Genomic DNA, 22,795 nt, shown 5'->3' with positions numbered 1-22,795 from the left:
AGTCTTGGCTGGGTTAGTTATGTACGGACTGATTACCGTGATTCACTAACCAACGAATCGCACTTTAATTGTTCTTGAAACGGCAAGCATTTCACTTCATCTCTTTCTCGATACCCCTGACTCTTTTTTTTCGACTTATCCCGATTTTTTTCCTAGCATCACTAATATTTTGTTGTGTCACACCTTCTCCCCACAACAAAGCCATTTGAATTTGTGTTTTTCCCCCATGTTGTTTCACAAACTCTCTAAATCTTTCCCCATCCCTAATCTTCGTTTTTGGCTTCCCAATTGCCACTTTTGCTTTACAGCTTCCAGTTTCTGCTTGACGCGCCAACCACAGGTCTAGAGTATTGCGACTGATATTAAACATCTGACTCACATCTATTTTGCGCTCACCTCTGGCTACTGCTATTACTTTTTGGCGCAGCTCTTCATGCTCAAGGGGCTGACATTCTGATTTTGATCTCTAAGTTTTATTACTATTATAAGTCCTAACTGAACTTCGTATTGCTATATTGTTCATTTTCAAGCTTTTCTAATCCTCTATTAACAAAATCTTCGCTACTTTTAAATAAATAAATCTAGGACTCCTGCAAATACAGAACTTGTACTCTTAGCAACGGTTATTACTGTAGACTTTATGCCTTTGGCGGTACTTTTAATTACTGCTTCTCCTCTTGCGCCAGCTCAGGCTCCTCCCACTAAGGCTAGAGGAACTGCTATAGGACGAACCTGTAACCCCTAAAACTCCAACTGTTGCAATTGCTCCTACAACAGCGCCTAATTTATTAGTAGAAGCTGCAGTCTTGGATAAACACTCGCTACCTACTTCAAAAGCAATATCTTGAACAATATCTTGAATAATATCTTCTGGTTTCACTTTATTCTCTTAAATTATATACAGAATTTAATATGTGTCGTGGCGTTGCATAAAGCTTGCAAATTAGTTGCAAATGCTAAAATTATGATACAAAAACATTTAATTAACGAGTAAAAATGTGAATGTATTCAAGATCCAGTAGCTAACTTTAATTTAAAACAGTATATTCGCGTAGAAATATTTTTGAATTGATTGGAGATTTAGTGAAAATATTAGTTTAAATTAAGCAAAATACAAGTGAAAACCTGTTTGAAAGTAGCTTTTTAAGCTTAATAGTTGCTTTGCATAATTTTGCTTAATTATCTTTTGAACAATGGTAAAGTAAATTATTTACTCTGCTGCTTTCTTTAAAAACCTTAGCTGGAAACGTTGTAATAAGTAATATTGAACTATGGATTCATGACTAAGTGCGATCGCTCTACTACAACAAACATGAATAACTATTGCCTTGGCGATCGCAAATCATCTTGCTCATCATCCAACCCCCAATCGTCGTCATCATCATCTTGGGCTGGATTAGGCGACTTGTAAGGTGGTGTCAGCACTCGGTAGTCAGCATCGTATACAGACTCAGTTTTTCCTTCTCTAGAGTTTTCAGGCTCCCGGTAACTGTAGGAATACACCGAGCCTTGACGTTTGCTGCTTTTGGCTTGGCTATTTCCCTCGTAGCTTCTAGAGTCTTGGGTTGAAACCTTGGCATTCTCAGAGTCTTGCGTATTTTCTTCATATTGCCAATCCTGATCGCTAATAGAATCTTCTAACCAGTCATCAGCGCTATTATTGCTTTCTTGGGGTCGCTTAGTAGAAGTGTTAGACGATGGTTGAGGACGAGGCGGCGGTTTAACTGGGCGTTTTCTGCTGGGTTTGGATTGAGCGAAATAATTTGCTACGTTAAATAAACTAGCGATCGCTAATGATGTACCCCCACCCGCCGCTAAACTAACTACAATCCACACGGCTAACGGCAAAGCTGGAGTTGTTAAGCCCAAAAATACTAAGGGAAGAACGGGAGACCAATTTTGCACTAATAACAGTGCTAGTCCTCCTAGGATTGCCAATAGCAAAATGATTTGCATACATTAGTCGCGCGTTAGGTGAAACGAAAATAGCTTTAAGTTGCAAAAATATTTACAACCTAGAACTATATTATATTGTGCCTTTAAGTACGTCCTTGCCACCGTTCAATTGGAATACAATCAATGTCCAACTGATCTAGAGCGCGGGCTACTACAAAATCTACCAAGTCTTCAATGGTTTGAGGGTGATGATACCATGCCGGAATTGCTGGTACTATTCTTGCTCCAGCCTGTGCTAGAGCGGTCAAGTTTTGCAGGTGAATTAGGCTAAAAGGAGTTTCGCGCGGTACTATTACAAGTTTGCGCCCTTCCTTTAACTGCACATCTGCCGCTCGTTCTAGTAAGTCGGAGCTTAAGCCCGCCGCTAACTTAGCGGCGGTACTCATACTACAGGGCATAATTATCATTCCTAGAACGCGAAAAGAGCCACTAGCAATATTTGCACCCACATCACCCCAAGGATGACAAGTTAGCTTACCTAAGCTTTCGACTCCAGCTTGCTGTCGCCAGAATTGCTCTTGCCCAACTGGTTCTACAGGCATCCTAATATCTTGCTCTGACTGCCAAACCATATAGGTAGACTTGGAGGCAACAAGTTCGATACTGTATCCCGCAGCCAACAGAAATTTGACGGCGCGGACAGCATAAATCAGTCCAGATGCGCCAGTAACGCCCAAAATTAAAGGTAACTTTGGCACAGATAGGGAATTTAATTGAGTAAGGTTAGACACGCAAAGTAAAATATAGAGAACTATAGCTCATCGTCAGTGTAAGGTTCTAAGTCATCCTCGCTCAATGGATCGGTATCATTAACGTTGAAAGTGTCGTTACTTGCTTGGCGATCGCTATTATTACTATTGACTGTAACTAAATCAATTTGCTGGCGGTAATAGTCAACGCTTTTAACTTGAACTTCTACGCGATCGCCTAAACGGTAAGAAGCGCGATTCTTTCGCCCAAACAGCGCTTGCAATCTAGCTCTGTACTCGTACCAATCGTCTTTAAGCGAACTAACATGAACTAACCCTTCAACTTGTAATTGTCTGCCATTTTCTGCAGGTAGGGCAATTTCGACAAAAAAGCCGTAAGACTGGACTCCAGTAATTAAGCCTTCAAAAACATCACCAGTACGCTGCTTCATAATTTGGGCTTTTTGCAGCCCTAGCAAATCTTCCTCCGCGTCTTGAACCTCTTTTTCGCGATCGCCCATTGGAATAATTACTCGTCCTAAATCTGCTTCTAGTTCTTGATGAATCTCTGTAGGCAGCACATTCCAACTAATATTACCCCGTGCGGAACTATGACGAAGATTAACACCTTCTTTGGCGCGGGTAGTACGGCGATCGCGTCCTTGTTCAAATATGGTATGCAATACCCTTTGAATCAGCAAATCGCCGTAACGTCGCAAGGGGAAAGTACAACGAGTGTAGTAATCTAAACCTAAACCAAAGTGCGGCAGAGCTTGCAAGCTATAAGTAGCGTTTTTGAGGGTTGCTTGCAGTAAATAATTTAATACTTGCTCTGATGGCAAGGTCGCATATTGCTCTAAAAAACGTTGAAAATCAATTGGTGTAACTGAATTATCAGTAAGTGCTATTTGCGCTCCTAAATTATGTGCTAGTTTAATCATTTCCTCCACGTCTTCGACATCGGGGGCTGATTGGGAGCGATAAATTGCTGGAACGCCCAGGGCTTGTAAGTGACTTGCAACTACTTGATTTGCTAGTAAAACAAATTCTGTCACCATTAACCCTATTGCTGGCGACGATTGCTCGTTTTCTGTTGATGTAACTACTACCGCCCCTAACATCCCTTCATCTTGGTAATAATTGAGGCGGGGTGGTAGCTTGAGTTCAAAACTGCCTCGTTGTAAGCGTTGACCTCTAATTAACTTGCTTAATGTTAAAAGTTGGTCTAGCTGACTATTTACTTCGTCTTCTGAGCTAAGGGATTGTTTGGCGTTTACTTGGCGATTTACATTGATGATCGTGGGCTGAATTTCAAATTCAACTATTTGTCCGCTTGTCGCATCAATAGTAATCAAGGCAGAGATGCAGAGGCGATCGCGCTCCGGTAGCAAAGCACAGGACTCTAAAACAGCCTCCGGTAACATTGGCAGCACTGTGTCGCCCAAATAGACGGCGCTACCTCGTTTTAAACTCTCTCGGTCTAAAGTAACTACTTCTGGGGTAATGTAATGGGCAACATCAGCGATATGGACTCCAAGTTGCCAGTGTCCAGCCGGAGTTTGTTCTAAAGAAAAAGCATTTTCAATAATTGTTGCTTCTATCCCTGATTCTTCTCCAATTGTCAAAGTAAAGAGCGATCGCAAATCCATCCGGGCTTTGATCTCATCTTTACTTACAGATTTGGGTAAACTTTGAGCAGCAACATCGACTACTGGTGAAAAAACTCTTGGTAAGTCATGCTTACAGCAAACTAAATCGATATCTGCGGCGGCTTCCGCATCGCTACCGAGAATTTGGACTACTTTACCAATGGGCGGAAACTGAGCTAAAGGGTAGCGTTGAATTTCGACATGAACTAGATGATTGATTGCTGATTCTAGATTATGTTCGCCGTCTGGTTGCAAATCAATTTCAAACAATAAGCGATCGTCTAGAGGTACTGCACGCATTGCGCCGTTATTTGCCTGCTTAATTCGTGCTAGTAAGCTGTGATTGGAGCGCTCGACAATTAACTTTACTTCTCCTTCAGGACTGCGACGGCGGCTGCCTTCCTTGGTAAGTTTGACCAAAACGCGATCGCCATTCCAACCTGTACTGAGGTGACTTTCGCGAATATATATGTCTTCTACTCCTTCGCCTTGTTGAATGGCAAAGCAAAAGCCTTTACTAGAACAGCGCAATTTTGCTTCAATCAAATCTTCTTCGTATACTCGGCGATATTTGCCGCGATCTTTGGCAACGATGCCAACTTTTTCTAATACATCCAAAGCGATATGTAATTTATCAATGGACTGCTCCTCAGAGCAATCAAGTTTTTTCTCTAAGACTTTAGCAGCAATTAATTTATCATCTGTAAAATTTGCGAGTAGTGTAGCGATTGAAAAAAGTTCCATGTAGCGAACCGCCCTCCGGTGGAAAAATTATTATTGCTTCAACAAGTGCGATCTAACCTTGCTGCTAGCCAGTAGACATTTCAGCTAGCGGCGCGAACTTCAAAAAGCATCGCCTACTTGTTACTTTCTTTGACAAGGTTTAACTCAAGAAGTCGCCCTATACTTAATTTTGTAACGGTAATGATGCGATCAATTCCTTAGTCTTTAAGTGGGTAGCTGAAGTAAACTTGCTCAAGAGGTTGCAAACTATCTTTATATTTATTCTAAATCGAGCGGACTTATCAATAAACATCTAGGATAAGAAAGTAGTGCCTAAATGTCGGATTTTACTAAAGTAGCCACGCGATCGCACTTTAAGTGTATTATCTCAGTTTTTGACTCCAGGCGATCGCCCTTGACACGTAAAACTAGGCGACGCTAAACAAATAAAGAAAATTATCTTAGCAAATTGTTATATGTTGGCTCAATTTCAAGCACGTTATCCTACCGCCAGTCTATTATCGCAATTACTGACTATTTATCAAGGTAGATTTATAGTTCAAGTATCCGTTCAAATTGAAAATGTTATCCGTGCTACAGGCATAGCCGCCGCCGAAACCGTAGAACTTGCTGAAGACAAAGCAAGACTAAGAGCGATCTCGCTTATTTCTACTCCTGAAATTACTCCCTCCGTACAAGTAACATCACCCCAAGAAGGCGATCTTGTTCCTGCTATTTCCGAATTAACTGCTCCAATTAGTGTTACAAACTTGAGCAATTCAGAACGTAGCTTTGCGCCAACCTCTCCCCCGGATCTAGACGATTATCCAGAATTTGCGCCTATTAGTTCAAAAGATTACTCTGCGCCACCGGAGCTTAATTCTGACCTGGTAATTGAGGAATTTGGGATTGAAACTATTAGCCCAGCTACTAATAATCCCGTTGCTTCTTTTAACAACGTTACCCCCTTTATCTCGCCTACCTTTACACCGGAGTCGCCGATAAACGATTCCATAGAGCCAATAGACTTATCTGATACATTGATTGCAATTGAAACTGAGCTAAGAAACTTGCGCTGGACGGCCGAGCAAGAACGGAAATATATCAACCGCATTTACAAAAAAGCATCGCGCGATTTGCTGAGTACGGAACAATTATTTGAATTTTTGAACTACCTACAAGTATTTGCTCAAACTGGCAAAGAACTTGAACGTTTGGGGTGGAATAATCAACAGGGTCAAGATTATCTGATGGAAAATTATAAAGTGCGATCGCGCCAATACTTAAGTTACCAAGAATTAAAAGATTTTTTCCAGCATTTGCAAGCAACGAGCTAAAAAAATGAATCCTCTTGATTTCCACCAAGAGGATTCACTTTCCCAATAATTTTAGCCTACTACAGCCATGGGTCGGCTACCCGCAGCGTGACGGTTAATTACTTGATCAATCAGACCATAATCTTTAGCTTCCGATGGAGACATAAAAAAGTCTCGCTCGGTGTCCTCTTGAATTTTCTCAATCGGTTGACCCGTATGTTCGGCTAAATGCTGATTCAGCTTTCTTTTGTGGTAAAGAATTTCTTTTGCCTGAATTTCAATATCCGTAGCTTGTCCTTGCGCTCCCCCTAGGGGTTGGTGGATCATAATCCGCGAATTGGGTAAGCTCATCCGCTTGCCTTTTGTCCCCGCACTGAGCAAAAAAGCGCCCATACTTGCGGCAAGACCAGTACAAATAGTGCAAACATCAGGGCGAATGTGTTTAATAGTATCGAAAATACCCATACCTGCCGTTACCGAACCGCCAGGAGAATTGATATAGAGGAAAATATCTTTTTCTGCGTCCTCGGCATCTAAAAACAGTAGTTGAGCAACGATCAAGTTGGCTAAGTTAGAATCAACCTTTTGCCCTAAAAACACTATCCGCTCTCTTAACAAGCGGGAATAAATATCAAAAGCGCGTTCCCCGCGACCGGATTGCTCAATAACGATAGGAATCACTTAACAATCGTCCTTTATTTTTAGAATATTCTTTAATTTTAGCGATTATCTAGAGTTCCCTCCGCTAAAAATTTAATCTCTACTTACTTGAGGACTGGGACTAGCTTTAACAGCTATAGGCTGGCTAGGTGGGATTCTTTCAATGGCAATTAGCGATTCTATAATTGATTTAACTACAGGAGCGGCGGTAGTAGAGCCAAAAGCGATGCCTTTTGGTTCATCTATTACGACTAACACTACGTAACGCGGAGCCTCTACAGGAAAAATACTGACAAAGCTAGTAATTTTCGCCCCACTAGAATAGCCGCGACCTGTAGGACTTGCTTTTTGAGCAGTGCCAGTTTTTCCAGCCAATCGATAGCCAGGAATTTGGGCAGCTTTGCCTGTACCTTCTTTCACCACCTTTTCCATCATTTTGACTACCTCCTGGGTAGTTTTGGGCGAAAAAAGTTGCTTTTCTGCGGGTAAAGGTGGTTGCCAGTGGCTTTTTCCTTTCGCGTCTACAAGTCCGGCGACAACGTGAGGAGTTACTAATTTACCGCCATTAGCTAAAGCGGCAACAAGTTGGACTAGCTTAATTGGCGTTAAAGAAAATCCTTGCCCAAAGGAAGTAGTGGCAGGTTCAATTGGAGAAGAAATGAACTCATTGCGATCTTTAATTTGACCTGCCGTTTCAAAAGGTAAATCTATCCCTAAAGGCTTATTTAACTCTATTTTTTGCAACCATTTGTAATATTCAACAGGTTTCATGCGTTGCATAATTTGCACCATGCCAACGTTGCTAGAATACTGCAAAATTCCGGCGACAGAGAGTGAGTAACGATCTTCTTTTTCCGCGTTGCTGATAGGCCAGCCGCCGACAGTGATCACATCAGGGTCAGCAAATACGCTATCTGGTTGAATTACACCACTATCTAGAGCGATCGCTACATTTATGGGCTTAAAAGTCGATCCGGGTTCATAAAGGTCGGATAACGCCCAATTTTTAAATAATTTAAAATCTGCTTTGGCATAAGTATTGGGATCGTAGGAAGGATAGGAAACCATTGTCAGTATGGCTCCATCTTTAGCATCCATAACGATCGCGCTACCACGTTTTGCCCCAAACTTTTGTAATTGTTCTTTAAGCCTAAGCCTTGAAGCTCTTTGCAAGCGAGTGTCGATAGTTAGCTGTAACCTGAGATCATCTACGTGTAAAAATCCGGCAGGAGAGCGATCGCTCATTAATGCTCCATCGCCCCGCCGATTGAGCTTGACGGTATTTATAGAGCGTTCTAACCACTTTTGTTGACTGTACTCTACTCCTGCTTGACCGCTACGATCAAGATTGACGTAACCGACTACATCCCCAACTAGGTCTTTTTGCGGGTAAAAACGCGAGTATTCTTCAATTAGCTCTAACCCATCCAAGCGCAGCTTACTAATTTTTTCGGCAACTTCTTCACCCAATACTGGCGCTAACCGTAGCCCCGTATCACGGCTGTTAAATTTGTTTTCCAATTCCCCAGCAGGACGTTGGAGTAAGCTACTTAACTTCTTGGCAACTTCTGCGGAGGATTTCTTAAATAATTTAGGGTGAGCGTACAAAGTATAAACTGGTCTGTCGATTGCTAAAACATTATTAACACGATCTATCACCGGGCGACGAGGAATAAACGGACGCAAAGAAATTACTTGCTGTTTTTTTGCCTTACTGGATAGCTCCGCTCCGTGCAGCACTTGCAACCGAAACAACTGCACTCCTAACCCCATCGCTACAGCAACTAAAAACCCCCAAATTAGCCACAGCCGAACCGAAAACAATTGCGGTTTTAAATAGCTGTCATGCTTTGCTTGTAGGCGCAATTTCTGCCGCCTTTTACCTTGGCGATCGCCATTAGAACGATTAGAGGGGGGAACTGAAGTTGGCATTATGACAAAATAGCGAGGAGGTCAGCGTATGAGCCTTTGTCTGGCATTAGGTTAGCCTTAATATTACCCGAATGCAATCTTAATTTATTTTTAATAGCCCGAAGGAATATCAATTTTTGGTTGAGCTTCTGGTTTAATCAACGAGGGATTACTTTTGGGCTTAAATGCTTTCAAAATAATTGCGTCCGCCGGATTTGGTGGGACGAGATCTGTAGATGGCTGCTCCGCTTCCGAGGCTAGTTGATTTTTTAACCCCTCATTAGTGGCGGTTAATCGCCTTTCTTGACGTTGCAAGTTTTCTAGCTTGCGAAATTGCTGACTCCATTGTTGTTGCAAATAAACTGTAGAGCTATAAGTTATTAACGTTCCGGCAATCAGCAATAAGGTAGCGATGCTGGCACGACGCTGCCACAAGCTCAGGTGTAAAAACCAAAGAGGCAACGGGCGCGATCGTAGAGAAGTTGGGGAGGCTAGTCTACGGGGCTTGATAGTAGTTACTTGGCGCTGGGCGCGATCGCCAAGAAGTTGAGTTTTCCCAGAAAGCGGCTTAGACTTAGAAATAACTGAGGCATTGGCAACAACACGCATAAATAAATTCTCAAAATTGATTTAGCTATAATAAGTTACTCTCGGTTATTTTAGAATTTTAATCAATGAAGAAGGGATAATTACAAAATTTTTTGAGATTTGGGCTTGCCAGCAGTGCCTCTTTGCTCTGGCTAATTTCCCTCAAAGTTAGGAAGCAGCAAACAAATAGAATTGTCTTGATTTAACAAAAGTCAACAAATGCGGTATCTTAATCAACAAGCGGCGCAATCATGTTATGCCGCCATTGGCGAAAGAGGAGTTATGAAAATAAAAGTCATTAGTATTGCTTTGGTATTCGGTTTATTGGCAGGCGTAGGAGCTTGCAGTCAAACTGGTGGAGATGGTGCAAGCCCATCACCAGCAGAATCTCCCGTAACATCCCCTACAACTTCACCCTAAAAGCAGGGAGACAACTTTAAAAACCTGTGGTGAGACGTTCTCCTGCAAAAAACTGCTCCAGCAAGTTGAGCTAGGTAAATAATCCTAAATTCAACAAGCTTTTGCCAGATATTTGTAGGAGAATTATTTTAATATCGTAAAAACGTAAGTTCGTTAATGCTGCTACTGCAATTTAGTACTTCTCACTACTGCCGAAAAGCAAGACTAGCATTAGGTTATAAAAAAATATCTTATCAAGTAAGCAATTTAACTCCTGGCTTGCACATCCTCAAACTGAAGCCGTTAACTGGGCTAACAACCGTACCTGTATTATTACCCCAAGAAACAGGATTAGTAGAAGCTATAGCCGATTCTACCAATATTTTTAAGTTTTTAGAGAATTATTGCCCAACGCCCGCGCTATTTTTGCCTAACAAAGCCCAGCAAAGCGAGGCAAATATGCTGGAAGATTGGTTAGATGAAAGTATTGGCACGGCAACTAGGTTTGTGTATTATCACTTTCGCGCCAGGGAGGGTAAATCAATCGATCCAACAGTATTTAGCCAAGTGTTAATTCAAGTTGTACAAAAACAGTATGGCATTACTGACGCTACGGCAGAACTTGCAAAGCAAAGAATAGAAATTGCCATAGCAGAATTATCGCGGCGTTGGGAGCAAAGTAATTATTTAATTGGTGAATTATTAAGCGTTGCTGATTTAACTGCCGCCGCCTTGCTTAGTCCCTTAGCTTTAATTCCCGCCTATCAGCAGCAGTACCCTTGGTTATTCGAGCAGATTAAGCGAATTCATTTAGTTTGCGCTGAACCATTACCGCCGGGAATCGCTATAGGTTAAATAGCTCTTACGCAAAATAAGAAATTAAGGTATGTTAAGCAAACGCCAACAATTATTTATGATTGGCTTAGGTACAAGCTTAATTATGGGGTCAACTTTACTTCTCCCAAAAATTGCCTTATCATTGCCACCAATAACAGAGATTCCAGAAGAAGTATTGCGGACAGAAATTATTACCTCCGCGCGATCGCCCATTGATGGCAAACTTTTAACGGCGGCTCAGTACGCTGAAGTGCAAATTCAACTCCAAGACTCGCCGCCGTTAAAACTAAGTCCTAAAGTGAGGGAAACTATTTTTCTTTTGCGTTTGCGCCAGCTAATTCGCACTTTCGCCCCATTTTTGCCCATCTAAGCACCGCGAGTTTTAGGCAAAACAGAGTTCCATTGCTTTGACAGGCGATGGAACATATAGGTATAAATATGACCATAAGAACTAAATTATATGCAAGCAGGTAGCTCCATGTCTATAACCATAGCCCCCGAACAGGTAGAGCGGATTGTTTGGAATCAGCACCAAGATCCCTTTGAAGTGCTGGGCGCTCACGCCATCGAGCAAGATGGCAAAACGGTTTGGGTAGTGAGAGCCTACTTACCGAGTGCTGATAGTGCTTGGGTTGTACTGCCAGAAGAACGTTTAGAGTACCAAATGTATCCAGTGCATAACCCGCATTTTTTTGAATGCACGATTGATAGCCTGGAACTCTCAAATTATCAACTGCGCCTAAAAGAGGGCGATCACGAACGGGTAATTTATGACCCCTACGCCTTTCGGTCGCCACGAATCACAGATTTTGACTTGCATTTATTTTCCGAAGGCAATCATCATCGTATATATGAAAAATTAGGCGCTCACGCCACTCAAATCAACGGCGTTAAAGGTGTATATTTCGCAGTTTGGGCCCCCAACGCCCGCAACGTCTCTCTGTTGGGAGACTTCAATTATTGGGATGGGCGCAAAAATCAAATGCGTAAAGGTGCTACCGGAGTTTGGGAATTATTTATTCCCGAAGTCAAAGTCGGCGACAGCTATAAATACGAAATTAAAAATCAAGACGGGCATATTTACGAAAAGTCAGATCCTTACGGTTTTCAGCAAGAAATCCGCCCCAAAACTGCCTCAATAGTTGCCGATTTAGATACTTATCAATGGAGTGATTCGCAATGGATGGAAGCGCGCCGCCATAGCGACCCATTGACGCAGCCGATCTCTGTTTACGAACTACATTTAGGTTCTTGGCTGCACGGAGCCTCAGAAACCCCGGCTATAGCACCTAATGGAGAAATTGAGGCAGTAGTTACCGTGTCTGAACTTAAACCAGGGGCGCGATTTCTCACCTACCGAGAACTTAGCGATCGCCTGATCCCCTACGTCCTTGAGCTAGGGTACACTCATATAGAGATGCTCCCCATTGCCGAGCATCCTTTTGATGGCTCTTGGGGTTATCAGGTAACGGGTTACTACGCCCCTACTTCGCGCTATGGTAGCCCGGAAGACTTCATGTATTTCGTCGACCAGTGCCACAAAAACAACATTGGTGTCTTGGTTGATTGGGTTCCGGGTCACTTTCCTAAAGATGGGCATGGATTAGCATTTTTTGATGGCTCCCACCTTTACGAACACGTAGATCCCCGTAAAGGCGAACATAAAGAATGGGGTACTTTAGTATTCAACTACAACCGTCACGAAGTTAGAAACTTTTTGGTTGCCAATGCCTTGTTTTGGTTTGACAAATATCATATTGATGGAATTCGCGTAGATGCCGTTGCGTCGATGCTTTACCTCGATTACTGTCGCGAACCCGGCGAATGGCTACCCAATCAATACGGCGGTAGAGAAAACTTAGAGGCGGCGGACTTTCTGCGCCAAACAAATCATCTAATTTTCAGCTACTTTCCGGGGGTATTATCGATTGCGGAAGAATCGACTTCATGGCCGATGGTATCTTGGCCGACTTACATGGGCGGGTTGGGCTTTAACTTAAAGTGGAATATGGGTTGGATGCACGATATGCTGGACTACTTCAGCATGGATCCTTGGTTTCGCCAGTTTCACCAAAACAATATTACTTTTAGTATGTGGTACAACCACAGCGAAAACTTTATGCTGGCGTTGTCTCACGATGAGGTCGTGCATGGCAAAAGTCATATCATTGGCAAAATCCCCGGCGACACTTGGCAAAAACTAGCCAATATGCGCTGTTTGTTTAGCTATATGTTTGCTCATCCCGGCAAGAAAACTCTATTTATGGGAATGGAGTTCGGGCAATGGAGCGAGTGGAATGTGTGGGGCGATTTGGAATGGCATTTATTGGAACATCCGGCGCACCAGCAATTAAAGCAATTTATGGGCGATCTCAACCGGATTTATCGGCAAGAGCGCGCTTTACATACTCAAGATTTTGCCGAACCAGGTTTTGAGTGGATAGATTGCAGCGATAACCGTCATAGTGTGGTGGCGTTTATCCGTCGCGCGATTGATTCAGAGGAGTTTTTGATTGCTGTGTGCAACTTTACTCCCCAACCTCATGCCCACTATCGCATTGGCGTACCAGAGCGGGGGTTTTATACCGAGCTAATCAATAGCGATGCGCGGGAATACGGCGGTAGCAATATGGGTAATTTAGGCGGTAAGTGGGCGGAAGAATGGTCTTGCCATAATCGGGCTTACTCGCTGGATTTGTGTTTGCCGCCTTTGGGAGTTTTAATTTTGAAACTCGATTTAAACAAAACCGCCTCAATGCCGTAAGTTTGACAAGAGTTACTTTTTATGGTACAGGCTATCAACCTGTACCATAATTTTTAGTAGGTAATATTTAGTCCTACTTTTTATTGGGGCGGACACTGCGTCTATTGGCACGAACTTCGGTTTCTTGGCGACGGCGATCGCGCCAGGAGACGGCGGTTAAGTAAATAATTCCTCCGCTCACAACTACTAGCAAACCAAAAGCTGATACGGCCAAGATCGGTAAAATAGTCGTTTCTTCCACGTTACTTACAATCCATTACGACCCCAAACAACCATAGCAATCGACCATGTAAACAAAACTAATAATGAAACCCAACCCAGTGTCAAAATTTCCATACCAGTAAGCTCGAAACTAAAATTACAAAACAACTCTGAACTTTATAATACTTCCAACGGAGTACCGATTGGTTTTGGCAGGCGATCGCGCCCGTAGAAGTCCAAATGCTTAAAAAACCATCGTCCTACAAAGTTTCTAAATAACGGAGCAAATCTGCCATTTCTTTGGTATTCGGCTGAAATTGGGGCATTGGTGGAGTTTCGCCACTTACGACTTGATGAATCAAACCATAACGAGATTTGTGCTTAGAAACTCGCTGCAAGCTTGGCCCGACGCTTCCATCTCCTTGCCAACCATGACAGCCTGCACAATTCATCTGAAAAATTGCCTGACCTCGCTTCGTATCTCCCGCAAGCGCTAGAACGCCCTTGATATATGGATCGGACACTTGGATTCTATGAATACCAAACACCCATAGCAGCAGCGTCAACAGCACCGCCATAGCTAACAAAATTAGCTGCTGGATAATTGCGTCAGGTTTGGAAAGCTGTTTGTCCAAGTTTACAAGTTGTATCAGAATTACAAAAATATTTGATCTCCCTACACATAGCTTAAAAGTTCTTGCAGGTGTAAGCAAGTAAAATAGTTGTTTTAACTAAACAATTCTCAACTTTAAATTACTTACTTGGATAAAATACCTCAATTACAGCGCCCGATCACATAGCAGTTTTTTTTATCTTGACCATTATAGTTTTTAATAAAATTGTCATTATGCTAAAAATTGATCACAAACTTAAAACCATGCTGCAATAATTACCACACATAAAAATCTAGACGGGCTAATAAATTAGCCCGCGATCGCCAAAGTTATGCAGCATCGAGTATCTACGCCCTCTATCACAAAAATAAATAGAAGCTATTAATCAAATTAATTCTTAACATTAACTGGCAAAATACTCCTTAATTTGTTCAAAGTAGGTATTGAAGGCAAGGTGAGAATAGCTATTTGCAAGATTTCTAACCAAAGGATTTTTGAGTAGTAGTTGCTTGGGAAGACAGTCACTTAATATTTGATGGTAGATTTCATCGCCATACCGATGAATTTTTAATTTTAGACAGTGATTTTGCCTTTACAGAACTTTTCAGGCGATTAGCCAATAGGGTAAATCAAATTAATGGCACTGATGATTCAGGAATATCTAGCTGTCGTGCTGTAGATGTTAACGGAGCAGAACCTAAGTTGCTTGCAGAGAGCGATTGCTATGCAAATTTACTTCTTAGTTAAAATTCAGCAAATAAATTTTCGCGATCAGTGTTAGTTCTTGCTAAATGACGGGAACAATAGCAACAAGCACCACTGATTCAGTCTATTGTCACGCCATTGAGACTATCCTATGCCAGTAACATCTTTTTACGCAGACACTACCAAAGGCGATCGCCGCCATTCACCCTTAGAATTTGTCCCCGATGACAGCCTCCTGGAAGCCGAACCCCTGGTAAATGAACTTCTTGGAGATATATCTACTGAGCCAACCGCCCACCCCCAGCAAAACGCCAATCGTCGCTCTACGGACTTAGTACGTCTATATTTGCAAGAAATTGGTAAGGTAGATTTATTAGCTAGAGATGAAGAAGTTGCGGAAGCTCAAAAAGTTCAACGTTACTTAAAAATGCGGTTTCTTTGCTCACAAGCAGCCCAAAGCGGCGATGAAATCCTTGTACCTTTCACACGCTTAATTGAAATTCAAGAGCGTTTGACGTGCGAACTCGGACACCGCCCTTCTTTAGAGCGCTGGGCTAAAAATGCCCAGATCGAAGTAACCGCACTTAAGCCCATGCTCTCCGCAGGTAAAAGACGCTGGGCGGAAATTGCTGGTTTGACAGTAGACGAATTAGAGCAGGTCAAAACCCAAGGTATTCGCGCCAAAGAACACATGATCCAAGCTAATCTCCGCTTGGTTGTGTCTGTAGCCAAAAAATACCAAAATCGCGGCTTAGAGCTTTTAGATTTGGTACAAGAAGGAACTCTCGGTTTAGAAAGAGCCGTTGAAAAGTTTGATCCTACTAAAGGCTACCGTTTTAGCACTTACGCTTACTGGTGGATTCGCCAAGGAATAACTAGAGCGATCGCAACTCAAAGCCGTACTATCCGCTTACCTGTCCATATTACCGAAAAGCTCAACAAAATTAAAAAAGCCCAACGCAAAATTGCCCAAGAGCAAGGACATACTCCTACTATTGAAGAAATCGCTAAGGAAGTAGAAATGACTCCCAAGCAGTTGCGGGACGTTTTGTTGCGAGTCCCGCGCTCGGTATCTTTAGAAACTAAAGTAGGTAAGGACAAAGATACAGAACTTGGCGACTTACTCGAAACTGATACCATATCGCCGGAAGACGTGCTAATGCGCGAATCTTTGCAGCGTGACTTACACTATCTATTAACCGATCTTAGCGATCGCGAACGGGATGTAATTTTGATGCGTTTTGGCTTAGGTGATGGTCAAGCTTACTCCCTCGCTGAAATCGGACGAGCTTTAGACCTTTCGCGTGAACGAGTGCGACAAATTGAATCAAAAGCCCTGCAAAAATTGCGTCAACCCAAGCGCCGCAATCGCGTCCGTGATTATTTCGACTCCCTCAGCTAGATTGAAAAAAGCACGAGAATTGTTCTCGTGCTTTCACTGGTAAAAAATTAATCCTAATTATTATCCATAAATATTTTTGTCAATGTACCGTATTTTTACTGATTACATTGTCTTTAACTCCGTTCTATACTCGCATAACAACAGGGTGAATTAGGCGCAAACCTTTTTCCTGTACTACTTCTTTGCAGGCGTTCGCGGGACTCCTGCCTAACTCGACCCGTCATTGCGGCTTCTTGTAAAGTCACAAAAGCATTTAAGTCTTCGTCATTGTACTGGATAGTCAACAATTTTCGCAGTTGTTCTTCTGCTTCAATTGTTAGATAACCAGCCAATAAAATTTTTTGTACTAGGTCACTAATCGAAGCCATGTCTTAAACCTCAGCCAACACATTTAACTCTGGGGATTTTTTGGACTACAAATCTATTAAGCTTCAACTCCTGTAAGAGTTAAAGCTAGTAGCACTCGCTCTTGTGGGATGGTCAAATACTTAAACTAGGTTTGGCATCTTTTTGTTTGACGTTAGAAGTGTTGATAAAGTTTCTGTAAAGTTCATTTAAAAATAGCATAAAGGCAAAGATTCTTAGATGCACTGTAAAAACTAGCGCTCAATTGCTAATATTTTTGTGACGCAAGCTTTTAACGGAAAGTTCTGGGGGCGGATTCTCCGTCCCAGAAACTTTTCAAGACAACGGAAAGTTCTGGGGGCGGATTCTCCGTCCCAGAAACTTTTCAAGACAACGGAAAGTTCTGGGGGCGGATTCTCCGTCCCAGAAACTTTTCAAGACAACGGAAAGTTCTGGGGGCGGATTCTCCGTCCCAGAAACTTTTCAAGACAACGGAAAGTTCTGGGGGCGGATTCTCCGTCCCAGAAACTTTTCAAGACAACGGAAAGTTCTGGGGGCGGATTCTCCGTCCCAGAAACTTTTCAAGACACTGAGCTAATAATTTAAGCACCCACTAATTGAGAATATGCAAACACCTACAAAAAATAATCTATTGAAAGGAGTAAATTTATACCTAGTTGGCATGATGGGTTCGGGAAAAACGACGGTAGGGAGTTTAATTGCTACCGAGTTAGGCTACAGATTTTTAGACACCGATGCGGTAATTGAGCAAGGGACTAAGCGCTCGATTAATCAATTATTTGCTGAAGTAGGAGAAACAGAATTTAGGCAAATAGAGACTAAAGTTTTAGCCCAAGTATGCGCGTATACAAATTTAGCGATCGCAACTGGCGGCGGAATTGTTACTAGGCAAAAAAACTGGAGTTATCTGCATTACGGCTTAATTGTCTGGCTAGATGTACCGATACAGATACTTTACGAGCGTTTGAAAGCAGATGATACTAGACCTTTATTACAAACAACCGATCTTTTAGAGACACTGCAAAAGATTTTTCAGCAACGCCAAAAACTATATAAGCAAGCCGATTTACACATCCGCATCAGCGAAGCCCAAACCGCTACCGAGATAGCCAATAGAGTAATAGAGCTTATTCCCAGCGTCCTAAAATAGGATTTATTACCGCCTAACGGGGCAAAGTCGTAAATTCATAGCATTAGAGAGCAGAGAAAACTGTAACTTGTGACATTGAAGTGCGATCGCATCCTCCATTAAACTGCATGGGATACTTTAAAGCAGATTATGGACAACGATCGCGAATACATTGGGGAAGTTGAAGCCACTCGCGTCCGAGTGCTGAGTGAAGCTTTACCTTACATTCAACAATTTTCTGGGCGAATTGTCGTCGTCAAGTATGGCGGCGCGGCTATGAAAGACAGCGCCCTCAAAGACCGAGTAGTTAGAGACGTAGTATTTTTAGCTTGTGTAGGATTGCGCCCGGTAATAGTTCATGGCGGCGGGCCAGAAATCAATAGTTGGCTAGACAAGCTGGGAATTGAACCCCAATTTAACAATGGGCTGCGAGTGACCGATGCGCCCACAATGGATGTAGTAGAAATGGTTTTAGTTGGTCGAGTTAATAAAGAAATTGTTTCTTTAATCAACCAAGCTGGAGGCTCGGCGGTAGGTTTGTGCGGCAAAGATGGCAATTTAATCAAAGCTCGCCCCGAAGGTCGTGAAGGGATTGGATTTGTAGGGGAAGTTAGCACTATGGATGTGCGGATTTTAGAATCTTTGCTTAAAGATGGCTATATTCCTGTCGTTTCTAGCGTAGCGGCAGACGAAAATGGTCAAGCTTACAACATTAACGCCGATACGGTAGCCGGAGAAATCGCCGCCGCTTTGGGAGCAGAGAAGTTAATTTTGCTCACCGATACCGCCGGAATTTTAGAAGACTATAAAGATCCCTCAACTTTGCTTTATAAGTTAGATATCCAACAAGCCCGCGAATTAATCGCTAAGGGGGTTGTCAGTGGGGGGATGATACCAAAAGTAAATTGTTGCGTGCGAAGTTTAGCTCAAGGAGTAAAAGCCGCCCACATTATTGATGGACGAATCCCGCACGCCTTGCTGCTAGAGATTTTTACCGATAGCGGAATTGGCTCAATGATTGTCGCCTCGGAGTTTTTAAATTAGCAGTGTTGCTAATAATTTATCGGTCTTAAAATGGTCTGATTGCGCTCTACTGCTCGGTAGCGTCTTTGAGGCTGAATGATGATTGTGGGATTAATTAACGTAGAATTCCTAATTGTCGAATTAATTAAAACTCCATCGGTTAAGGTCGTTCTAGTGTCTATTACCCTAGTTACCGAGCTTGGATAGTAATTAGGGTAGGCATAAAAATTACTAGGAGCAATAATTACTGGGGCAGGAATGGGGCTACCGTAAACAATTGAACTGTTAACAGGTGGGGAAACTGGGCTAGTGTAAATAATTGAATTATTAACGGGTGGGCGATAAATTGTGCTGCGGTTTTCAATTATGACAATTTGGGCAGCGATTGGCGCAGTGCTAACTAAAATTATTGCTAAGGGGACGAGCGCTTGTAACCCGACACTGCACGCGATCGCGCCACATAGCTTAAAATTATTTAAGTTAAATTGGGGGCGTTGGGTATTCATATTTTTGTCTAAATTAGGCTTGAACAAAGCTTTAACTCAATTCTAATAGTTTCTCAAGTTGGTAAAGTAGCGTGAGTAGATGGCAAAATCGAGAAAGACGAGTTAGATTCAGCGCCTAAAGTGACAGAAAGAACCGAAATTGCTAAAAAAGAATACATCGAAGGAGTAGCAGCTTTTGAACGCGGACAGTATAGAGAATCCGTACAATGTTTAGAGAAAGCCAGCGCCCTAGTTAACCGCGATTCGGGTTTTGGCGGAAAAGTCTTAATTTGGCTCGTAACAGCCTACGAAGCCGCCGGACAACAAGCAGAAGCGATCGCCTTATGCGAACAAATCAAAAAACATCCCGACGCGGAAACAAGCAAGCAGGGAAAGCGGTTGCTATACATTATGCAAGCGCCCCAGCTAAAAAGACCTAGTGAATGGCTAACCCAAATTCCCGATTTAGCGGCAATTTCTGATAATACTAACCAAACTCGTTTGAGTAGTAATAATTCACCCCGCACACCGCCCAAACCCCTTGCTGCGCCAGAACCTATAGATTTGAGTCAGGTAAATACCAAAGACAATCAATTTATTTGGGTATCGTTACTAATTATTGGCTTAACAATTGGCTTACTGTGGGGCAATATTTAAAAAATGCGAAGCCCGTAACCGTTCCAGCTTGCGCTATCGCCTCTTTTACAGCTTACGAAAAGAAAAATTCCCAATTTTTTGAGGGTCGCCAACATGAATAATAAATTTTTTATGCCGAAAATTAGGAGTTTGCTCCAGCGCAGTCGCATAGTTTGGGTGATGCTTTTCACCTCGCTCTTACTTTCAAGTTGCGTTAAATATGACGCAAGTGTAAATTTCAATCGCCCCAGTCACGGCGAAATAGTTCAGCATATTAAGCTAGGAGAGCGTTTAACAAGTTTTAGCGGCGATGCGGCGACGCAATGGTTAAATAGTATCGAACAGCGTGCTAAACACCTGCAAGGAAAAGTCAAGCGCCTTTCCTCCGAAGAAATCACTGTGACAATTCCCTTTGATAATGGCGCTGAACTAAAACAAAAATTTAATCAGTTTTTTAGTCCCGTCGAGTCGCTTGCAGCTACCAAAGCCCCCGAAGAACTACCAGCAATTGACTCTAAACTAGATTTGACTCAAAACAACTTATTGCTGCTGTTACGCAATCACTTAAGTTATGACTTAGATTTGCGGAGTCTTTCTTTAATTGCCAATAACAGTAATGTTTTAGTTAGTCCTGGTTCGGTATTCGATTTAGAATTTAGTCTAAATACTCCTTGGGGGGGTCGGAGCATCGAAAAATCAGCAAACTCTATCCATCCAGAAACTTTTGCTAATGGACGACAATTGTTGTGGAAACTACAACCTGGGCAATTGAACCATATAGAGGTAGTGTTTTGGATGCCAGACTTTTTAGGGATTGGGACAGTATTTATTTGTTTATTTGTGGCGTTGGGAATTTTCTTAAGATATAGTTTTATGCCCGATCCCCAAACCCCTTTATCTTCCCCTATTACTCAAAACCAGTAAGCTAAGGAGCCAAACGTTCAATTAGCCATTTATTATTATCTTGAAGACGATAAAGCAAGCGATCGTGCAAGCGGCTAGGTCTTCCTTGCCAAAACTCAATTTCTGTCGGTACGACTCGAAAGCCTCCCCAATGGGGGGGACGAGGAATAATTTGCTGTTCGTATTGAACTATTAACTCCTCTTGGCGTTGTTCTAAAACCTCTCTACTACTGACTATTTGACTTTGGTTTGATACCCATGCGCCCAATTGACTGTTGATCGGGCGACTATGGAAATACTGATCAGATTCTTGGGGGGAGACTTGGCAAACTTTCCCCTCAATCCGAACTTGGCGTTCTAATTGCGCCCACCAAAAAACCAAAGCCGCTTGAGGATTAGTAGCTAATTCTTGCCCTTTGTGGCTGAGATAATTGGTATAGAATACAAAACCGCGATCGCTAAAGTCTTTAAGTAACACCATTCGCGCCGACGGCTTCCCCTCCATTGTAGAAGTAGCAAGGGTCATAGCATTGGGTTCAGGGAGTTGAGCATTTAATGCTTGGTCAAACCAAGTTTTAAATTGTTTAAAGGGATCGGTAGCTAAATCTATTTCCCTTAATCCATCTTTTGTGTAATCTTGGCGAAGATTGGCTACGCTTGTGTCCATCTGGGGCTGCTTTTCATAGGAGTCTTCATAGTATAGGTTACTTGAAATGCGCCGCTTGGCATCTTTTCAACGTTGGATAATTATTGGGTTTGGCGCTCCGGTGGTGGCGTTAAACGTTTGGGTGCTATCGCAAGTAGTTAGCTATTTTGACCATTTATTCACAGTATTAACGGTAGCGGCAATTCTGGCTTTTTTGCTAAATTACCCGGTCAAATTTTTTGAAAAAGCGCGAATTACTCACACTCAAGCTGTAATTATTGTTTTGCTTGTCAGTGTGACGCTATTAGCAGTTCTGGCTTTTACAATTGTGCCGTTAATTTTCGAGCAATTGCGAGAACTATTGCTAGGAATTCCTGCTTGGCTAGAAATGAGTCAAGACAATTTGGCATGGGTGGATAAATGGGCAAGAGCTAGACGCTTACCTTTAGATTTGACGGGGTTTAGCAATCGCATTACTACCCGTGTGGAAAGCCAGTTACAAGCAATAGCCGGAGAAGCCTTTGGTCTAGCTTTAGGCACGCTGTCCGGGCTTGTAGACACCGCGCTTGTGGTGGTACTAGCTTTTTATATGCTGCTGTACGGTGAAGTTGTTTGGAGAGGTCTAATTGATTTATTGCCTTCTCCCTTCGGCGCGGCTTTGGGTGCTTCTTTGCAGCTAAATTTTCACAATTTTTTTATTACGCAGTTAATCCTCGGACTATTTATGTTTGTGGCTTTAACGCCGATATTTCTGGCTTTGAAGCTGCCTTTTGCTTTACTATTTGCGCTATTTATTGGCTCGGCGGAGTTGATTCCATTTATTGGCGCAACTTTAGGGATTGGATTAGTGACGCTGTTAGTTTTGGTGCAAAACTGGTGGTTAGCTGTGCAAGTGGCATTATTTGCGATCGCTGTGCAACAGGTTAAAGATAATATTCTCGCTCCTAGACTAATGGGCAATTTTACTGGGCTTAATCCGATTTGGATTTTTGTAGCTTTGTTGATAGGAGCAGAAATAGCAGGGTTTTTGGGCGCTCTAGTTGCTGTACCCGTTGCTGGGACTATCAAAGGCACAATTGACTATATTCGCGCCCAGCCAAATAAAGTTGTTTCTACTGTAATTTTTGACGACAATTCACCAAACGGCGATCGCTAATTGGGCAAAAATGTTCTATAACTTAAAGCTAATTGCT

General features: G+C 42.5%; 26 protein-coding genes. 12 read left to right on the top strand and 14 right to left on the bottom strand.

From position 1 onward, the window contains the following. Positions 1-91: 91 nt before the first annotated feature. The 5 genes from C7B70_RS09680 to C7B70_RS09660 all read right to left on the bottom strand — a co-directional run bounded on the left by C7B70_RS09680 (position 92) and on the right by C7B70_RS09660 (position 5,038). Entirely contained in the window at positions 92-427 is a 336-nt protein-coding gene (locus C7B70_RS09680; RefSeq protein ID WP_106368846.1) for an IS630 transposase-related protein, read from the bottom strand. Positions 428-658: 231 nt separating this feature from the next. Next, positions 659-880 (bottom strand): hypothetical protein, encoded by a 222-nt coding sequence (locus C7B70_RS09675; RefSeq protein ID WP_106368845.1) that lies wholly within the window; start codon positions 878-880, stop codon positions 659-661. Between the two features lie 440 nt (positions 881-1,320). Beyond that, complete coding sequence (locus C7B70_RS09670; protein WP_106368844.1) at positions 1,321-1,956, bottom strand: hypothetical protein; 636 nt, start codon at positions 1,954-1,956, stop codon at positions 1,321-1,323. Between the two features lie 83 nt (positions 1,957-2,039). Next, positions 2,040-2,687: a flavin prenyltransferase UbiX gene (locus C7B70_RS09665; RefSeq protein ID WP_233220876.1), complete on the bottom strand. Its 648-nt coding sequence runs from the start codon at positions 2,685-2,687 to the stop codon at positions 2,040-2,042. 20 nt (positions 2,688-2,707) lie between these two features. Beyond that, complete coding sequence (locus C7B70_RS09660; protein WP_106368843.1) at positions 2,708-5,038, bottom strand: ribonuclease R family protein; 2,331 nt, start codon at positions 5,036-5,038, stop codon at positions 2,708-2,710. Between the two features lie 455 nt (positions 5,039-5,493). Here C7B70_RS09660 and C7B70_RS09655 point away from each other — a divergent pair, with 455 nt between their 5' ends. Next, positions 5,494-6,354, top strand: a complete 861-nt coding sequence (locus C7B70_RS09655) for a hypothetical protein (RefSeq protein WP_106368842.1) — start codon at positions 5,494-5,496, stop codon at positions 6,352-6,354. A 51-nt stretch (positions 6,355-6,405) separates the two neighbouring features. Here C7B70_RS09655 and clpP read toward each other — a convergent pair whose 3' ends face one another. The 3 genes from clpP to C7B70_RS09640 form a co-directional block, all read right to left on the bottom strand. Further along, entirely contained in the window at positions 6,406-7,014 is a 609-nt protein-coding gene (clpP, locus tag C7B70_RS09650) for an ATP-dependent Clp endopeptidase proteolytic subunit ClpP (protein ID WP_106368841.1), read from the bottom strand. A gap of 72 nt (positions 7,015-7,086) precedes the next feature. Beyond that, complete coding sequence (locus C7B70_RS09645) at positions 7,087-8,925, bottom strand: penicillin-binding protein 2 (protein WP_106368840.1); 1,839 nt, start codon at positions 8,923-8,925, stop codon at positions 7,087-7,089. 90 nt (positions 8,926-9,015) lie between these two features. Next, positions 9,016-9,513: a hypothetical protein gene (locus tag C7B70_RS09640; protein ID WP_106368839.1), complete on the bottom strand. Its 498-nt coding sequence runs from the start codon at positions 9,511-9,513 to the stop codon at positions 9,016-9,018. 198 nt (positions 9,514-9,711) lie between these two features. Here C7B70_RS09640 and C7B70_RS09635 point away from each other — a divergent pair, with 198 nt between their 5' ends. The 4 genes from C7B70_RS09635 (at position 9,712) to glgB (ending at position 13,492) form a co-directional block, all read left to right on the top strand. Next, entirely contained in the window at positions 9,712-9,912 is a 201-nt protein-coding gene (locus tag C7B70_RS09635; RefSeq protein ID WP_106368838.1) for a hypothetical protein, read from the top strand. A 156-nt stretch (positions 9,913-10,068) separates the two neighbouring features. Continuing rightward, a complete protein-coding gene (locus C7B70_RS09630; protein WP_106368837.1) occupies positions 10,069-10,746 on the top strand; it encodes a glutathione S-transferase family protein in 678 nt (225 codons plus the stop codon). 31 nt (positions 10,747-10,777) lie between these two features. Then, positions 10,778-11,098: a hypothetical protein gene (locus C7B70_RS09625; RefSeq protein WP_106368836.1), complete on the top strand. Its 321-nt coding sequence runs from the start codon at positions 10,778-10,780 to the stop codon at positions 11,096-11,098. A 108-nt stretch (positions 11,099-11,206) separates the two neighbouring features. Next, positions 11,207-13,492 carry a 1,4-alpha-glucan branching enzyme gene (gene glgB, locus C7B70_RS09620; protein ID WP_106368835.1) on the top strand — a complete coding sequence of 762 codons (2,286 nt, stop codon included), beginning with the start codon at positions 11,207-11,209 and terminating at the stop codon, positions 13,490-13,492. A 73-nt stretch (positions 13,493-13,565) separates the two neighbouring features. Here glgB and C7B70_RS26935 read toward each other — a convergent pair whose 3' ends face one another. The 3 genes from C7B70_RS26935 to C7B70_RS09610 form a co-directional block, all read right to left on the bottom strand. Next, positions 13,566-13,733 (bottom strand): hypothetical protein, encoded by a 168-nt coding sequence (locus C7B70_RS26935; protein WP_199192161.1) that lies wholly within the window; start codon positions 13,731-13,733, stop codon positions 13,566-13,568. Between the two features lie 5 nt (positions 13,734-13,738). Continuing rightward, entirely contained in the window at positions 13,739-13,828 is a 90-nt protein-coding gene (petN, locus tag C7B70_RS09615; RefSeq protein ID WP_106368834.1) for a cytochrome b6-f complex subunit PetN, read from the bottom strand. Positions 13,829-13,953: 125 nt separating this feature from the next. Continuing rightward, complete coding sequence (locus tag C7B70_RS09610) at positions 13,954-14,271, bottom strand: cytochrome c (RefSeq protein ID WP_199192165.1); 318 nt, start codon at positions 14,269-14,271, stop codon at positions 13,954-13,956. An 892-nt stretch (positions 14,272-15,163) separates the two neighbouring features. Between C7B70_RS09610 and sigC the strand changes: the two genes are divergently transcribed. After that, the gene (sigC, locus tag C7B70_RS09605) at positions 15,164-16,414 is read left to right on the top strand and encodes an RNA polymerase sigma factor SigC (RefSeq protein WP_106368833.1); all 1,251 of its coding nucleotides are present in this window, start codon (positions 15,164-15,166) and stop codon (positions 16,412-16,414) included. 113 nt (positions 16,415-16,527) lie between these two features. Here sigC and C7B70_RS09600 read toward each other — a convergent pair whose 3' ends face one another. Beyond that, positions 16,528-16,782 carry a hypothetical protein gene (locus C7B70_RS09600; RefSeq protein WP_106368832.1) on the bottom strand — a complete coding sequence of 85 codons (255 nt, stop codon included), beginning with the start codon at positions 16,780-16,782 and terminating at the stop codon, positions 16,528-16,530. Positions 16,783-17,038: 256 nt separating this feature from the next. On the opposite strand from C7B70_RS09600, the gene C7B70_RS09595 reads away from it, so the two are divergent. From C7B70_RS09595 to argB, 3 genes are all read left to right on the top strand, one after another. Next, on the top strand, positions 17,039-17,365 hold the full coding sequence (locus tag C7B70_RS09595) for a hypothetical protein (protein ID WP_106368831.1): 327 nt from the start codon (positions 17,039-17,041) through the stop codon (positions 17,363-17,365). 19 nt (positions 17,366-17,384) lie between these two features. Continuing rightward, positions 17,385-17,930, top strand: a complete 546-nt coding sequence (locus C7B70_RS09590; protein ID WP_106368830.1) for a shikimate kinase — start codon at positions 17,385-17,387, stop codon at positions 17,928-17,930. 129 nt (positions 17,931-18,059) lie between these two features. Then, complete coding sequence (gene argB / locus C7B70_RS09585; RefSeq protein ID WP_106368829.1) at positions 18,060-18,953, top strand: acetylglutamate kinase; 894 nt, start codon at positions 18,060-18,062, stop codon at positions 18,951-18,953. A gap of 8 nt (positions 18,954-18,961) precedes the next feature. Here argB and C7B70_RS09580 read toward each other — a convergent pair whose 3' ends face one another. Next, positions 18,962-19,438, bottom strand: coding sequence for a hypothetical protein (locus tag C7B70_RS09580; protein ID WP_106368828.1), 477 nt, complete (start codon positions 19,436-19,438; stop codon positions 18,962-18,964). A 120-nt stretch (positions 19,439-19,558) separates the two neighbouring features. Here C7B70_RS09580 and C7B70_RS09575 point away from each other — a divergent pair, with 120 nt between their 5' ends. Together C7B70_RS09575 and C7B70_RS09570 are read left to right on the top strand one after the other, a co-directional pair. Further along, complete coding sequence (locus C7B70_RS09575; protein ID WP_106368827.1) at positions 19,559-20,074, top strand: hypothetical protein; 516 nt, start codon at positions 19,559-19,561, stop codon at positions 20,072-20,074. A 93-nt stretch (positions 20,075-20,167) separates the two neighbouring features. After that, positions 20,168-20,977 carry a DUF3153 domain-containing protein gene (locus C7B70_RS09570; protein WP_106368826.1) on the top strand — a complete coding sequence of 270 codons (810 nt, stop codon included), beginning with the start codon at positions 20,168-20,170 and terminating at the stop codon, positions 20,975-20,977. Position 20,978: 1 nt separating this feature from the next. Here C7B70_RS09570 and pdxH read toward each other — a convergent pair whose 3' ends face one another. Beyond that, a complete protein-coding gene (pdxH, locus tag C7B70_RS09565) occupies positions 20,979-21,623 on the bottom strand; it encodes a pyridoxamine 5'-phosphate oxidase (RefSeq protein ID WP_106368825.1) in 645 nt (214 codons plus the stop codon). A gap of 55 nt (positions 21,624-21,678) precedes the next feature. Here pdxH and C7B70_RS09560 point away from each other — a divergent pair, with 55 nt between their 5' ends. Then, positions 21,679-22,758: an AI-2E family transporter gene (locus C7B70_RS09560; protein ID WP_233220875.1), complete on the top strand. Its 1,080-nt coding sequence runs from the start codon at positions 21,679-21,681 to the stop codon at positions 22,756-22,758. Positions 22,759-22,795: the final 37 nt, after the last annotated feature.

This window comes from Chlorogloea sp. CCALA 695, assembly GCF_003003885.1.
Taxonomy (GTDB): Bacteria; Cyanobacteriota; Cyanobacteriia; order Cyanobacteriales; family Chroococcidiopsidaceae; genus Aliterella.
The sequence above is the reverse complement of the archived record's forward strand: the minus strand, read 5'-3'. Positions and strand labels throughout refer to the sequence as shown.